Below are 13,585 nucleotides of genomic sequence, written 5' to 3' on the forward strand. Positions count from 1 at the left end.
AGCGCGGTGGGTGGACACCGCGCTCCGGTCCGGCGCAGCCCTTTCGCAGGACAGCCCGGGCGACGGAGCTCTCTTTTTCCCAAGCCCTTCCAAGCCCTTCCAAGTTCTTTCAAGTTCTTTCAAGGAGTTCTCAGACATGACCACTCACTCCGTGTCCCGGAGCCGGGCCCTGGTCCGTGCGGCGGCCCTCGCCGGCGCCCTCGCCGCGGTGTCCCTCGCGCCGGCCGGTACCGCCTCGGCCGAGGGGAACCCGACCACGGTGTACGACTCCAACGGCGAAGACACCCTCATGTCGATGGACAAGTGTGCCGACCACACGGACAACTTCCGGTTCCGGTTCTTCTACCACTCGGGCGAAGCCGGTGCGTGGGTCAACGTCGGCCACCCCATCTACGACCTCAAGTCCATCGCCATGGGCGGCAGCGGCGGCGGCAACCACCCCCTGTCCTTCTGCGACCAGGGAGACGGCGCGGGCCAGGCAGTCGCGAACAACTCGGCCTCGGTGCACAACTGGTACGACGGCTACTGCGGCTCGGTCTACTACAGCGCCGGGTACAAGGGTGCCAAGGAGACGATCTGGCACAACTCCGGGGCCGACCTCTCCGCCACCAAGAACAACAACCGTTCCGTCAACTTCTCCACCTGCTGGTAGACCGGGACGTCGAGGACACACTCATGCGACAGAGCCACCGCGGGCCCCGCCGTGCGGCAGCGGTACTGATCCTGGCCGTACTCACCACAGCGGGCTGCGCCCACGACCGGGCCCGCCCCACCGCCGGCCCGTCGGCGATGGCCTCGCCCGCCGCCGTGCGAACAGACAGCGACCCGTCGACCTGGACCCTGCCCCTGCTGCGCTACCAGCCCACCCCGGACCAAGAGCACGCCATGGTGCGGGCCGAGAACCTGCTGGTGCAGCGATGCGCGGCGGGATTCGGCGTCGACTGGCAACCCGACCCCGAACTGCCCCCGGTCGGCCCGAAGAACGTCATGGACTGGCGGTACGGAATCCACGATCCGGTGCTTTCCGGCAAGCGCGGCTACCAGACCGACGCCGCTCAGCAGGCCCGGTACGACAAGGCCATGCGGGCCCAGCAGGGCCGCCCGGCCCGGCCGGTGAACAGCGATGTCGTGCTGGCCGGCACCGAGCTGCCGCCCGAGGTCCTCGCCAAGGCCGGCCCCGAGGCCAAGCAGGGGATGGTCGCGGGCAGGAAGGTGCCGGACGGCGGCTGCCTGGGCCAAGCGCGCCGCACCCTGGGCAGCACCACCCACGGCGTCTCCCCGCTGGTCGAGCGCCTCAGCCACGACTCCTACCCGAGCTCGATGCAGGACCCGAAGGTCAAGGCGGTCTTCGCGCAGTGGTCGAGCTGTATGAAGGCGAAGGGCTTCGACTACGCCGCCCCGATGGACGCGAACGACGACCCGCGGTTCCGGCCCGGGCCGCAGGGCGTGGGCAAGCAGGAGATCGAGACCGCTCTCTCCGACATCGAGTGCCGCACCACTCACCGGGTCGCCGAGGTGTGGCACGACGCCGAAGCCCGGATCCAGGAGCGGGAGATCGCGGCCAACGCCGGTCCCCTCGCCGCCGACCGCGAGGCCCTCGACACCGTGATCAGGAAGGCCGACCAGGCGCTGGCCGGCACCTGACGACGGACACGCGCGCGGCGCGGGAGTGTGGTGATCCACACACCGCGTCGCGTTGCCGCCGGTGCGAAGGCGCGCCTGAGCACTCTCGGACGCGTATTCCTTGGACCAACTGCTGCGTCGGACACAAGGAATAGTGGGCCATTCGCATCTGACGCCAGGCGGCCGAAGGGCCGGAAGTCCGCTACGGCGGGCAGCCGGACATCGGGCTTTCCAGACGGGAGATGGACGCTCATTTCCCTGTGCGCAACCGACGAAGCGGGTCGCCTCATCTGCCTTCGTGAGAGAGAACTCCGGGAGTTACCGGGAAGGCGAACTTCCATGGCGGCCGGCAGCAATTCCGGGTATTCGGGGCGGATCTGCCCCTCGCGGCGACACGGTGGGGTTGCCCGGTACCGGGGGCGCCGCGCGGGACTGCCCGGGACGTCCCTGGGATGCTTCCCAAGGTCGTGAAGTGCCGGAACGAACGCCTCCCGAGTCGACGCCGCCCGCTGTCGGCTCCCGTCCCACGTCAGTGTTGCCGGCGACGCACCCCCCTTCAGCCCCCTCGCGAGCGTCGGCGCCGCGCCCCCGCCGCGCCCCGCAAAAGGTAGACCTGGCGAATATCTCCGGCCGGAACAGCCGTCTGACGCCAGCCATTTGGGACATACCGCCGAGAGGAACTCCGTACGAACGGTGCGGTGGCCACCTATCGCTTTCACTGGTGGAACAAGACTGCACGGCAGACGGAAATCGCTGAAGTGGCTCGCGAGAAACGGTGCGTGACATATCCGCCCCAACCGGACGTCGTGCTGAATTCCGATGCGGACAGCGGTGGAACGGGACTTCGCCGGTGCGCTCGAAGTGCCTCTGTCCGGACCACTGCTGACCAGGCGCTGCCGGCGCCCGGAAACGGTTCAAAGGTCCGGTTACTCTGTGGTCCGCGCGACGGCCCAAGGGGAGTTGCCGTCCGCCGCGAATGATGACGGGGGAAGCACGTGTCTGACCAGACCGATGCACCTGCGGGCACGCAGGAACAGCTCTTCGTGGAAATGCGCCGCATCAAGCAGGCGTCCGGGTTCAGCTACGGACAGTTGGCCGACAGGACCCACTACAGCCGCTCCTCCTGGGAGCGGTTCCTGAACGGGAAGCAACTTCCTTCCAAGGTCGCCGTCGAGCAGTTCGCGGCCGCCGCCGGAGCGGACCCGCACCCGCTTCTTGCCCTGCTGGCACCGGTGGGACAGACGCAACTGCCGGCCCAGGAACCGGGCGCCGAAGTGGGGTATGCACCAGAACCCGGGACGCCGGAGCCCGCCGCCGAGACGTCGATGGCACTGGAACCGGTGCCCCCGGCCGCGGAGCCCCACGTGGCCGCGCGCCGCGTACGGGAGCGGGCCCATCCGATGCTCGCCCGGCGTCGGCTCGCCGGCCGCCCGTCCTGGCGGCGCAGGCTGGCAGCCGTGGGCTGCATCGCGTCCGGTGCGGTCATGGGTGCGGTCGCCACCGTCCTGGTCATGGGCACCGGGGCCGGCTCGCACGGTGAATCCGGCAGCACTCCCGGCGCCCAGGCGTCCGGTGCCGGAACCGGCCAGGGGATGCCGGTGTCCGTGGCTGGGAAGGTCGATGCGCGCTGTTCCGGAGACACCTGTCTGCGGCGCGATCCGCAGGCCATGGACTGCCAGTGGGATGCGAGCACCGCACACGACACCTGGCTGCGCGGCATGCACATCGAACTGCGTTACAGCCCCGCCTGCCATGCGGTGTGGGGGCGGATCGAGAACGGTGCCGTCGGGGACGTCGTCAAGATCAGGGACCGCACCGGCCTGGAACAGGAGGCCACCATCCGGACGGACCGGGACACCTATACCCGTATGCTCGCCGTCACCGTCGACGCGCCGGCCGACTCCGTGACGATCTGCGGGGCGATACCGAGCCAGAAGCAAATGGAGTGCTCGCCGAGCGACAACGTTCAGCCGTAGACCGCGAACGCGTCGCCCGGTGACGGAATCCGGGCGCCGCCCCTCGCCGGGCATGGCAGCCCGGCGGGGAGTATCCGGCCCTCAACTCTTCTGTACGGAACTGGCCGCGCCGATGGGCGACTTCGCCGGGGACCGGGTGGGACGCCCACTGCTGATCCCGTCGGGTGTCCCGGAGGATCTCAGGACGACTCTGGGACGTTCGCCGTCCCTCCGTGTCCCCCTGGGCGCCTACTGTCCATCGTGTCGCCGCGAAACCGGAGTGATCAGGAGGTCGCGGCGACTGTTTTGCGGGTCTGGGGCCCCGTCGTCGCCCCCTCGCCCAGCAGTTGCCTGCGAGATCGTTTTCCCGAGGAGAGCTACCCATGTTCACCACCACACCCGTGCGTCGTAGCCGTCTGGGCGCCGCGGCCGCGGCCGCCTTCACAGCCGTAGCCGCTCTGTCGTTCGCCACCCCCGCCCACGCGGAGGGAGACCCGACCCTCGCCGTCGATTCCAACGGCGGCGACACGATGCAGGCACCAGAGAAGTGCGCTGAGCACACCGACCAGTTCCGGTTCCGGTTCTACTACCACTCCGGCAACCAGGGTGCATGGGTCAACGTCGGTCACCCGGTGTACGACCTGAAGTACATCGACATGGGTGCGCCGCCGCTGCAGCCGCTCAAGTTCTGCCCCGGTACCGGCGACGGAGCGCTCCAGCCGATAGCCAACAACGCGGCCTCCGTATTCAACTGGTACCAGGCATACTGCGGCACCGTCTACTACTCCGCCGGTTACAAGGGCGCCAGCGAGACGATCTTCCACGGCAGCGGGGCGAACCTGACCTCGGCCAAGAACAACAACCGCTCGATCAACTTCACGAGCTGCTGGTAACCGTCGCTTCTTCAGCGATAGTTGGCCACGAAGGCGGGCCCACCGGGTTGAAGGGGCTTTCGCTCATCGACTTGGCTCCGAGCGGACCGATCGCGTCGGTCGTCTCCATGAAGTGGACCTCGGTACGCGGTATGTCGGCGTACTGCGGGAGGCGGTAGCGCCGGAAGGCCGCCGCAGACACCTGTTCCCCCGACGACTTGGAGCGGGCCGACTGGCGGCCTGCAACCCGGCCTGGGGGCATTGCGACATCACCGCCCTGGTCGTCAATGACATCTTCGGTGGTGATCTCATGGTCGGCGACGTGCGCGGTCCGGATGGCGAACAGCACGGGTTCCACTGGTGGAACCACCTGGCCGGGGGTGCTGAACTGGATCTCACGCGCGAGCAGTTCCACGACGGACAGGTCATCGGGGTGGGGCGGATCGTGGAGCGGCCTGCGGGCCGATTGCCGCGGCGCTGGGAGGAGTACCAGTTGCTGCGGGAGCGGGTGGAAACCTGGCTGGGCCCGCTCCCGGCCCGCTGAGCCAAGGTATATGGGCGTGGCTGCGGCGGGGCTGCCTGTGACGCCGCCACGAGCAGCGCGAACGAGGCATGACCGCAGCGTGCTACCGCTGCGCGGCAGGCAGCGAGCCCAGGAATTGGCGCGCTCGACCGCCACTTCCTGGTCCTCGGTGTCGGGATCGTGCCGCGTGCCTCCAGGCGTAGTACCTCTATGAAGACGCGGGCACCGGACCCGCGCTTGTTCGGTACCACTGACACGTTGCCGCCGACGAGTTCCGGCGACGCCTCCACCACGCGCATCAACGCCTCGGCTGTCCGCTGGGATCGGCCGGATCCGGGTCCATGGGGCGTCTCTGGGACATCGGCTGCTCACTGCCCCGGCCAAGGCGCCCTGGATTTCGGGGAGTTCGGCTACCTGGTGCAGCCGGTCGATGACCTTCGGGCCGTTCCCGAGTGTGTCCCCGGGCCCGCCCAGAGCCTCAACGAAGCGTCGGTTTCACCCCGGTATGGCTTTCATGCATGAATGGCCGGGGAAACCCCAGTTCAGAGGGGCACCGGGACGTGGCGCAGCTTGGTAGCGCACTTGACTGGGGGTCAAGGGGTCGCAGGTTCAAATCCTGTCGTCCCGACCAGCGTTTCGCGCAGGTCGGAGGCCGTTCTCGCAGAAATGAGAGGACGGCCTTCCATGTTTCCGGGGCGTGATGGTCGCAGCGTGGTCGCCATCCGCGAAAGGCGCACGCGCCTGGGCGGACCATGGGGTGCCGTACTGGACGATCAATTCACATCTTCGTGACCGCATGCCCGGCGCATGACAGTCATGTAGCCGCCAGGCGGAGGCCCCGCGGAAGCAGCGTTTCGGGCAACGATCCCACGACCACCATCAGCCGCAACGCCCCACATCCCGCGCACAGGCACCGGCACGACCAACTGCCCTGACTGACAAGCGTTTCCGCACACACCGCACACAAATGCGTCGTTGACGCTCCGGTCCGCACGCCCGAAGCATGGTCATGCCAAAAACGACGAAAGGATCATGCTCGGTGAAAAACTTCAAACGCGGGGGAATCCTCCTGGCCGCACTCCTCGCGGTCAGTACGGCGTTCGCCGGGGCTGCGTCAGCAACACCCAGACCCCACCACCAGGCCACCGCCCAGATCGCGCCCCTGACCACCACTCAGGTCACCACCAGCCAGGCCGTCACCTGCACCACCGGCCACATCACCATGGACCGCACCAGCTCCTGCGCGTCCGGCACACTCATCGTCAACTTTTACCTCGAGCCCGAACACCAATACCAGGGCAGCGCCGAATTCGGCTGGACCTCCCACGTCCAGCTCGACCCCCGCAACCGCCACCGCTACACCGACGACGTCACCCTGCGCCTCGCCTCCTCCAGCGTGCTCGCCGCCTTCCTGGGCGAAGCCACCGTGACCGAAACCTGCGGCGCCTGCACCACCGCCGGCAGCACCACTCAGATCACCTTCCCCCGCATCACCCGCACCTGGCACCTCGTCCTCGACTCACCCGGCACGGCCACCGTCACCGACGCACAAGCCCCGCACCTGAACTACGAAGCCGCCCCTTACACGCCGGTCAGCGTCGACCTCGGACCGAAACTGGGCGTCCGCTGCGACAACACCCCCCGCATGTCCCCCGTAGCCGACGGCGGCTGCGTCTACCCCCAGGTCACCCCCACCTACGACGTGTCCGTCACCGGACCGTATAACCAGGTCGCCTGGCACATCGACTGGGCCCAGCACAACCTGAAGAACCACTGGGGCTGGAAGGGGCACGGTCCGGCGCTGACCCGGACCTTCGACAAGGCCCTCATCAACAAGAACCGGAGTACCGCCTGCCCCAGCTCCATTCCCCGGCCGGCGGGTAAGTCCTGCGACGAGTATCCCTTCGCGTCCACCCACCAGGGCGCCTCGGTGAACCCGAAGGACTTCTCCTGCCACATGGTCCCGGCCACGCAGAACACCGGTGAAGGCCGCGCCCGCAAGGGCTGGTACAACGCCAACCGCATCCTGGAGAACGACCCGTTCTGGGTCAACGTCACGAACATCCCGGCCGGCACCCCCGCCCAGGCGATGCAGCCCAACGTCCAGTGCCCGTAGCATCACCCGCGCAAAACTCCAGGGGGGCAGCGAACATGCTGTCCCCCTCCCGACGTAGGAGCCCCCATGGCCACCCTCATCAACCGCGTCGAAAACACCGCCGTCGCCCTCGACTCCAACACCCTCGACATCCTCGACCCGCAGGTCATGGGCTACGAATACGTCGAGTTCACGGGCAACGGCCTTGTCGCCGCCCACACTGACAGCGGCTTCGTCGGCATCGCCACCGAACAGGAATCAGGTGACATCCACGTCACCGCCGAACTGTGGGACGCACCCCCGCCCCTCCACCTGGACGACTGGCAGGACGCCGCCGAAATCAGCATCGCCTGGCCCACGACCAGCCTGCACATCGGCGACGACGACGCCCACCTGGTCCTGGACCTCCCCGGCCCCGGCACCTACCGACTCCTCGTCCACGGCCGAGGCCGCGACGACGGTGACGTACGCGACGACAACGACCCCACAGAGACCTACCTCATCCAACTCTGGCCGGCCCCGCCGGAGAATCCCGTCCTCCACAAGTCCACGAGCCAGTACGCAGCCACCCTCACGGCGCCCGACGAGGAGCCACCCACGGGAAGGCGGCCCGCCTGGTACGACGAAAAAAAGGTCGGCTATGGCCCTGACCACCCCGCACACAGGGAATGAAGCCCCACCGTTCCCGCACCCCCCTCACCCACAACGACGCAAGGCTCCCCTTTTTTGGGACAGCGTCGGTAGAGGTGTTCGCGCCGATGGCGCGTTCGGATCAGCGGGCCAAGGGCGTCTTGTATCTGCGGGGCCTGCTGCTGGCGGCGGAAGTCGATGCAGCCGATGGCCTGGCGGCTGGGTGCGGATCATTGAAGGTTGCAGCAGTTCGTGACTCCTCGACCTGGCCGGTCATTGCGGTGCAGGAGCGGCTGGCCCGCCGGGCAGTTGCCGGGGTGCGACCGCAGGTGCGGGCGCTGGGTGACGCCGAAGGGCCCGCTCGTACGCGTTACGACTTCAGGGTGCTTCCACAACAAGATCACGGCTCTCGGCGCGTCATCGGGCGGTTTGGGAGTATTTGATATTAATTTTTGTGACTGTAAGGAATCGATCTGCCACGGATCGCATCCACTTCACTCCATTGGAGATCACATGAACACGCTTCGCAAGGCGGCCGTCCTGGTCGCTGCCCTCGGCAGCCTCGGAATGCTGGCCGCCGGCACGGCCCAGGCGCACGACGGGGACAAGGGCGGCGACCGCTTCGGCATCGGTCAGAGCAGCAACTGCAAGTCGCACGACCTGAACGTCGACGTCCTCGGCCAGGTCGGCATCCTCAACGGCGTGCTGGGCAACGCGCTCAACGGCGAGGGCAACCCGGGTGCTCAGAGCACCCACCTGGGTTCGAGCATGGGCTGCAACAACAGCGCCCTGGATTAAGCCAGGGTTATTGCAAAGTCCGGTGGCTGGCGCATCGCAGCTGGTCAGGGCGTTGAGCCTCTGGCCTCAGGCGAGTGCATATGACGGTCCATCGGTGCATGATGAGCGTCGCGACCATGACCAGCACAGACGCCACGTTCGAACCATGCGCTCCCAAGGGACCGAGGCGACCGCGTCGCCGACTTTGCAACAGCCCTGCCGGCCGACCCGCCCGTATGCAGCACCTGCCGTTCACCGAGCCGGACCCTGCGGCGGTGCGGGTATGCACGATCTCGAATGGGCTCTATCGGGAGGGTGACACGTCGCCTGTCACCCTCCCAGAGTTCTGCGCCCATGAAGGGCACCTGCGTCATCAGGCGGGGGTGGCTGCGGCGTTGGAGGCCGCAACGGTGTGGCGGGCGGTCGAGCGGCGGCATCGACAGCAGCAGGATGTTCTCGCGATGTGGCCGCTCCACAAGAACGCACGTGTGCGCGCCTGGCCCAAGGCTCAGGGCCTGGATGTGGGTAGGCGCGGTCGGCTCCCGAAGTGGATCACGGACAAGTACGACCAAGAGGTGGATGACGACGTCGAGCTCCAGGCGCGTGTGAACCTCCTCGGAAAACGAGTCCGAAGGGAGCGTTGATGGTGGCGTGTCCTAGAGCCTGTCCGGTGGGTCGCATGACGGTGGTGCGACAGGGTCGCGCGGCGGCCCGGTCGTCTCAGCCACGCCTCATTCTTTCGGCTCAACGAGCTTGGAGCCCGTACCTCCGCTTCGCGTGCACACGTTGATCGGTACGTCGGATGCAGGACTTACCGAAAGAGGTATGACGCGCTTCGTCCCCTCGCTCGTGGCGCTTCGGTCACCGCTGCGGTGCTCGCCCTCAGCAGTGCCGTCACCGCCACCGGCGCGTCCGCGCTGGACCACCACGGGCACCACGGTGCTCCCGAGCGTCTCAACGCGACCGCCTACTACGGATCCTTTGACGGACTGGCACGCCAGACCAACGGGCTGAAGGCGAAGTTCACCGAGGTCGACGGCACGCCGGTCGCGGGCCTGTTCGTCAAGTTCACCGTGGCAGGCGAGAAGGCGTTCCTGTGTGACGCCACCACGGACACCAACGGCTACGCCGAGTGCAAGAACTCCCCGCTGCCCCCGCGCCCGGCCCCCGCAGTGAAGCTGCTCACCGGCGGCTACGACGCCACCCTCGACGGCAACGACCAGTACGCACCCGTCACCGCCCACAACTCCGTCGGCATCGACATCCACCGACGACCGACCAGCGGTCACGAGCGGATCCACAGGCGCGCCGCAACAACGGTGACGGTGCCGTGGAAAACGTACGCCCGCTTGTCAAAACGGGTGGCCACGGCCCGGAAATCCTTGAGGGCATTGGATCGTGCGCTCGACTTCGTGTAGAGCGCCTTGTCGACGGCATACCTCTGGAGCCGCACCGCTCGGCCCGCCGCACAGCACTCGGGCGGTCGGAGCTCGCGGCGGCTCAACCATGGTGGCGACCGGCAGGCGAATGCCGCTCTGCACCGCATCGTGTTCACCCGACTGCGCCACGACCCGCGCACCCAGGCGTACTACGAACGCCGCAACCAGGAGGGCAAGACCCGGCGTGAGATCATCCGATGCCTTGAGCGATATGCCGCCCGCGAGGTCTTCAACCTGGTCAGGACGGTCTCTACCGACCCCCGGTATAGGGGCGTCTGTGACAGAACAGGCGATGCAGAACCCCCGCTGGCTCGCCTCCATCTGGCGGGGCTCCGTGATGTGAGGGGGCATGGTCCGTTGGCTGACTGGAAGGAAACGGCTGCCCCCGGGCGCTCGTCGAAGGCCCGGCCGACGCTGGGGCGGCGAAAGGGTTGGTGTGCGGGGCCGACGGAACCGGGTAAAGTCTTTGTCATGTTCTTCCAGACGCCGATTTACGAGTGAGCGCGTGATGGGCCCCTGCTGACGTCCTTCGACGTCGCCGCGCCAGTCCCCCACCGATGAATCCGTAGATCACTTCACATCATTACCGGGAGAACCCGTGACCGTGAGCAAGAACATCAACAACCCCGTGGGCATGGGCGGCGGCCAGCGCAAGAGGCTGTCCCGCGCCGAACGGCAGAACAACGGTCCGCACCGCAACCTCGACCGCCAGAGTGCCGCCGACCAGAAGGCGGAGCTGGTGCGCAAGATGCGTGAGAAGGCAGGCGCAGCTGAGGGCGTCGGGCAGACGGGCGACGACACCGCACAGAGCTGACGCACCGCCGCCGCAGGGCGGCACCGCACGGGGCAGGGCTCGGACCGCGACGCGCGGTCCGAGCCCTGCTGCCCTACCGGGCGCGGCCGGTCCCGCTCAGCTCTCGGCCGATCACCCGCGTCTCAGCCGACCACCCGGGGCAGCCGCAGATTCAGCAGCCCCGTCACCGCCGCCACCCGAGCTGCAGATGGCTACAGCCAGGACCCCCGCTCATAGAGGCTGTCGTGACACGTGATGGTCACTGAGGCCCCCCGCCGGGCAGGCGGTTTCTAGGGATCGTTGCAACACGTGGTTGGTTTGATCAGGCGGCGAGCAGTTTATGCCGGCGCTCGGCTGGGGTTTCCCAGTCGAGCGTTTTGCGTGGGCGGCCGTTGAGTTCGGCGGCGACGGCTGCCAGGTGTTCGGGGTTGTGGGCGGCAAGGTCGGTGCCCTTGGGGAAATACTGCCGCAGCAGGCCGTTCGTGTTCTCGTTCGAGCCGCGTTGCCAGGGACTGGCCGGGTCACAGAAATAGACCGGGATGTCGGTGGCGACGCTGAAGTCGTGGTGGGCGGCCATCTCGGAGCCCTGGTCCCAGGTCAACGAGCGGGTGAGGTCCGATGGCAGGGTCTGCACGGTGTCCACCAGGGCGTCGCGCAGGTGTTCCGCGCTGCGCCCGTCGGGCAAGTGGACCAGCATCACGTAGCGGGTGGCGCGTTCGACCAGAGTGCCGATTGCCGAGGCGCCGTCCTTGCCGATGATCAGGTCACCCTCCCAGTGGCCGGGCACGGCCCGGTCGTCCGCTTCGGCGGGCCGTTCGCTGATCATGACCATGGGGTGTGAGAAGCGTGGCTGGCGGCAGGCGGCCTGACGGTGCGGCTTGCGGCGGGTGCGTCCCGATCGCAGAGCACGGGCCAGCTCGCGGCGGAGTTCTCCGCGGCCTTGGACGTAGAGGGCCTGGTAGACCGTCTCGTGGACCACGTGCATCTCCGGCCGCTCGGGAAAGTGTGCACGCAGAGCCTGGCAGATCTGTTCCGGACTCCACTTCACCTCCAAGTGCTCCTGGATGAAGTCCCGCAGTTCGGTGTTCTGGCCGATCTTGCCTGCCTTGGGGCGGGGCCGGCGGGCGTCGGCCCTGGCCTGGGCCGCGTGTGGCCGGTAGTGCCACTGGCTGCCGCGACCGGGAGTGCGATTGCGGCGGATCTCCCGGCTGATCGTGGACGGGCTGCGGCCCAACTCGGCGGCGATCGCCCGAATCGTGGCCTTCTCCCGCACCCGGTCGGCGATGTGGATGCGGTCGGCCTCCGATAGGTACCGGGACGGCGAAGAAGCCGCCCGCACGGGACGCGCGGGCGGCCTGGGCCGCTTCTTGCCGCCCTCAGGCCGGCCGTTACGCCACTCACGACCGGTCCGGGGGTTGACACCGACGCGTCGGCTCGCTTCTACGTTGCCGAATCCCAGCTGCACGAGCCGGAAGTATTCCTCCCGTTCCCGGTACAGCTTCCGGGGCCCCTGTTCCTTGCGAATCGCACGGATCTCGAAGTCCATCGCACCCCCTGAGCTGGGGTGTTGCAACGACCACTAGAATCTAAGGCAGGTGCCGGCGAGGGCTCTACGCGCGGCGGTTGGCAGCTGCCGCAGTCCGGAACGGTCCCCTTGGAGCCATGCAGGGGTGTCACGGCTACTGAGGGGTGGAGACGCCTTGAGGCGGGACCAGCGGTAGATAGTCCGGCTGTTCTGCCGAATTTCGGCCAAGTTGCGGTGAACGTCTGCGGACGTAGCCGGACGTCCACGGACTGACGCGTACACAGTGAGAACTTCTGAGACTGAATGGGACTGTCTAGGTTCAATCCACGATGGGTTACCTGCTTTGCTCGGCGGGCCACACTGCATCCATGACGAGCTTTCAGCAGCGGAAAGCAATAGGTGACGCGCATGAGCGGTACGTCGCCGAGCAACTCGCCGGGCGAGGGTGGGAAGTCGACTTCTGGGGACAAGGGCAGCTGAGCCGGGCGCTTCAATGCGCGCTTAGGAAGACCAGCAGCTCCATTAGGTGGTTCCCGGATCTCATTGCGGCGAAGGCCAAGGCCCTCGTACTGATCGACTGCAAGGGTGGGATGACCAGCAGGCAAACGGGGCGCCACGCTGTCGAACGGGCTGCGGTGGTTGCGCATCTGCAGCTGGTTGCCTGGACACAGCTCCCGGTCTACTACGTCTTTGATGGCCTTGATGTGCGGTCGCCGTACGATGTGCTCGTCGCGGGGCGGAAAGGGCCGCACAGCATTGCGGGATCAGGCGCCCCGTACTTTCTGATCTCCACCCAGGGAGCCCGTCACTTCGACGACCTGTTCGGCACGCCGGACGTCGCCCAGTTGGATATTGCCTCGTAGCTTTGACGGCGGCGCACCGAACCGAGGTGCCCCCATGGCCCTGGTCAAGGTTGAGACCTTGCTGCGTAATTCGGGCTGGCCAGGCGGCCAGTTGGGTGTGATGAGATCTCGCGCGTGCGCTGCTCGCCGCCTCGTGCTTCCCGACCGGGCATCGGGCCGCCCGCGGGTGATGACCACAGGCACCCTCCGCCCTGCACGAACCATCGGTACGCGCCTCCCGGGCGATGGAGGTAGCTCTCCCAGCATTCCTAGGTGCGTTTCACTCGCCTTGGCTCCACGTGGTGACACCTTCCTGCTGGATGTAACCGCCGGGGACGTCCGCGCCGACGGAGGTCCAGAAGGGTTCGGACTCGCGGAAGTGCCCGCCGCCCGTGTGCCACTCCAGTCCGGGGTATTGGTGGCGTAGAGATTGAAGCGCGGCTGAGGCGAGTCGGAGCCGCTTGTAGCCAGGGTAGGAGACGGGTGATTCCACCCAGCCGATCGCGCAGGG

At 67.5% G+C, this 13,585-nt stretch carries 12 protein-coding genes, 1 tRNA gene and 3 pseudogenes; 13 read left to right on the forward strand and 3 right to left on the reverse strand.

Features of this window, described 5'->3' with window-relative positions:
- Window positions 1-136: 136 nt before the first annotated feature.
- The 4 genes from ACIBK6_RS18805 to ACIBK6_RS18820 all read left to right on the forward strand — a co-directional run bounded on the left by ACIBK6_RS18805 (window position 137) and on the right by ACIBK6_RS18820 (window position 4,471).
- A complete protein-coding gene (locus ACIBK6_RS18805) occupies window positions 137-652 on the forward strand; it encodes a hypothetical protein (RefSeq protein ID WP_399052378.1) in 516 nt (171 codons plus the stop codon).
- Between the two features lie 23 nt (window positions 653-675).
- Window positions 676-1,644 carry a hypothetical protein gene (locus tag ACIBK6_RS18810; RefSeq protein WP_399052379.1) on the forward strand — a complete coding sequence of 323 codons (969 nt, stop codon included), beginning with the start codon at window positions 676-678 and terminating at the stop codon, window positions 1,642-1,644.
- Between the two features lie 974 nt (window positions 1,645-2,618).
- Entirely contained in the window at window positions 2,619-3,599 is a 981-nt protein-coding gene (locus ACIBK6_RS18815) for a helix-turn-helix domain-containing protein (RefSeq protein WP_399052380.1), read from the forward strand.
- Window positions 3,600-3,961: 362 nt separating this feature from the next.
- Window positions 3,962-4,471: a hypothetical protein gene (locus tag ACIBK6_RS18820; RefSeq protein WP_399052381.1), complete on the forward strand. Its 510-nt coding sequence runs from the start codon at window positions 3,962-3,964 to the stop codon at window positions 4,469-4,471.
- Between the two features lie 34 nt (window positions 4,472-4,505).
- On the opposite strand, the pseudogene ACIBK6_RS18825 reads toward ACIBK6_RS18820, so the two are convergent.
- A pseudogene (locus ACIBK6_RS18825) lies at window positions 4,506-4,652 on the reverse strand (hypoxanthine oxidase); the annotation flags it as partial.
- Here ACIBK6_RS18825 and ACIBK6_RS18830 point away from each other — a divergent pair.
- From ACIBK6_RS18830 to ACIBK6_RS18855, 6 genes and pseudogenes are all read left to right on the forward strand, one after another.
- Window positions 4,630-4,994: pseudogene (locus ACIBK6_RS18830) on the forward strand (hypothetical protein); the annotation flags it as partial. The pseudogenes ACIBK6_RS18825 and ACIBK6_RS18830 sit on opposite strands and share 23 nt — an antisense overlap.
- A 533-nt stretch (window positions 4,995-5,527) precedes the next feature.
- A tRNA-Pro gene (locus ACIBK6_RS18835) sits at window positions 5,528-5,604 on the forward strand.
- Window positions 5,605-6,012: 408 nt separating this feature from the next.
- Window positions 6,013-7,089 (forward strand): NucA/NucB deoxyribonuclease domain-containing protein, encoded by a 1,077-nt coding sequence (locus tag ACIBK6_RS18840; RefSeq protein WP_399052382.1) that lies wholly within the window; start codon window positions 6,013-6,015, stop codon window positions 7,087-7,089.
- A gap of 66 nt (window positions 7,090-7,155) precedes the next feature.
- The gene (locus tag ACIBK6_RS18845) at window positions 7,156-7,740 is read left to right on the forward strand and encodes a hypothetical protein (RefSeq protein WP_399052383.1); all 585 of its coding nucleotides are present in this window, start codon (window positions 7,156-7,158) and stop codon (window positions 7,738-7,740) included.
- A gap of 471 nt (window positions 7,741-8,211) precedes the next feature.
- Complete coding sequence (locus tag ACIBK6_RS18850; RefSeq protein WP_399052384.1) at window positions 8,212-8,496, forward strand: hypothetical protein; 285 nt, start codon at window positions 8,212-8,214, stop codon at window positions 8,494-8,496.
- A 215-nt stretch (window positions 8,497-8,711) separates the two neighbouring features.
- The gene (locus tag ACIBK6_RS18855) at window positions 8,712-9,119 is read left to right on the forward strand and encodes a hypothetical protein (RefSeq protein WP_399052385.1); all 408 of its coding nucleotides are present in this window, start codon (window positions 8,712-8,714) and stop codon (window positions 9,117-9,119) included.
- A 641-nt stretch (window positions 9,120-9,760) separates the two neighbouring features.
- On the opposite strand, the pseudogene ACIBK6_RS18860 reads toward ACIBK6_RS18855, so the two are convergent.
- Window positions 9,761-9,890, reverse strand: a pseudogene (locus tag ACIBK6_RS18860) (IS5/IS1182 family transposase); the annotation flags it as partial.
- Window positions 9,891-9,899: 9 nt separating this feature from the next.
- Here ACIBK6_RS18860 and ACIBK6_RS18865 point away from each other — a divergent pair.
- Together ACIBK6_RS18865 and ACIBK6_RS18870 are read left to right on the forward strand one after the other, a co-directional pair.
- Window positions 9,900-10,415 (forward strand): transposase, encoded by a 516-nt coding sequence (locus tag ACIBK6_RS18865; protein WP_399052386.1) that lies wholly within the window; start codon window positions 9,900-9,902, stop codon window positions 10,413-10,415.
- 97 nt (window positions 10,416-10,512) lie between these two features.
- Window positions 10,513-10,728 (forward strand): DUF6243 family protein, encoded by a 216-nt coding sequence (locus tag ACIBK6_RS18870; protein ID WP_399052387.1) that lies wholly within the window; start codon window positions 10,513-10,515, stop codon window positions 10,726-10,728.
- Window positions 10,729-11,029: 301 nt separating this feature from the next.
- Here the strand turns inward: ACIBK6_RS18870 and ACIBK6_RS18875 are convergent, their stop codons facing one another.
- Window positions 11,030-12,253: an IS30 family transposase gene (locus ACIBK6_RS18875; RefSeq protein WP_399052388.1), complete on the reverse strand. Its 1,224-nt coding sequence runs from the start codon at window positions 12,251-12,253 to the stop codon at window positions 11,030-11,032.
- Window positions 12,254-12,600: 347 nt separating this feature from the next.
- Here ACIBK6_RS18875 and ACIBK6_RS18880 point away from each other — a divergent pair, with 347 nt between their 5' ends.
- Window positions 12,601-13,095, forward strand: coding sequence for a hypothetical protein (locus ACIBK6_RS18880; protein ID WP_399052389.1), 495 nt, complete (start codon window positions 12,601-12,603; stop codon window positions 13,093-13,095).
- The last annotated feature ends 490 nt before the right edge of the window (window positions 13,096-13,585 follow it).

This window comes from Streptomyces sp. NPDC050485 (assembly GCF_044458185.1).
Lineage (GTDB): Bacteria > Actinomycetota > Actinomycetes > Streptomycetales > Streptomycetaceae > Streptomyces.

Coding starts and splice junctions, on each gene's coding strand:
- ACIBK6_RS18855 (WP_399052385.1), top strand. CDS start 8,712: ATGCAGCACCTGCCGTTCACCGAGCCGGACCCTGCGGCGGTGCGGGTA.
- ACIBK6_RS18850 (WP_399052384.1), top strand. CDS start 8,212: ATGAACACGCTTCGCAAGGCGGCCGTCCTGGTCGCTGCCCTCGGCAGC.
- ACIBK6_RS18810 (WP_399052379.1), top strand. CDS start 676: ATGCGACAGAGCCACCGCGGGCCCCGCCGTGCGGCAGCGGTACTGATC.
- ACIBK6_RS18880 (WP_399052389.1), top strand. CDS start 12,601: ATGACGAGCTTTCAGCAGCGGAAAGCAATAGGTGACGCGCATGAGCGG.
- ACIBK6_RS18875 (WP_399052388.1), bottom strand. CDS start 12,253: ATGGACTTCGAGATCCGTGCGATTCGCAAGGAACAGGGGCCCCGGAAG.
- ACIBK6_RS18845 (WP_399052383.1), top strand. CDS start 7,156: ATGGCCACCCTCATCAACCGCGTCGAAAACACCGCCGTCGCCCTCGAC.
- ACIBK6_RS18805 (WP_399052378.1), top strand. CDS start 137: ATGACCACTCACTCCGTGTCCCGGAGCCGGGCCCTGGTCCGTGCGGCG.
- ACIBK6_RS18820 (WP_399052381.1), top strand. CDS start 3,962: ATGTTCACCACCACACCCGTGCGTCGTAGCCGTCTGGGCGCCGCGGCC.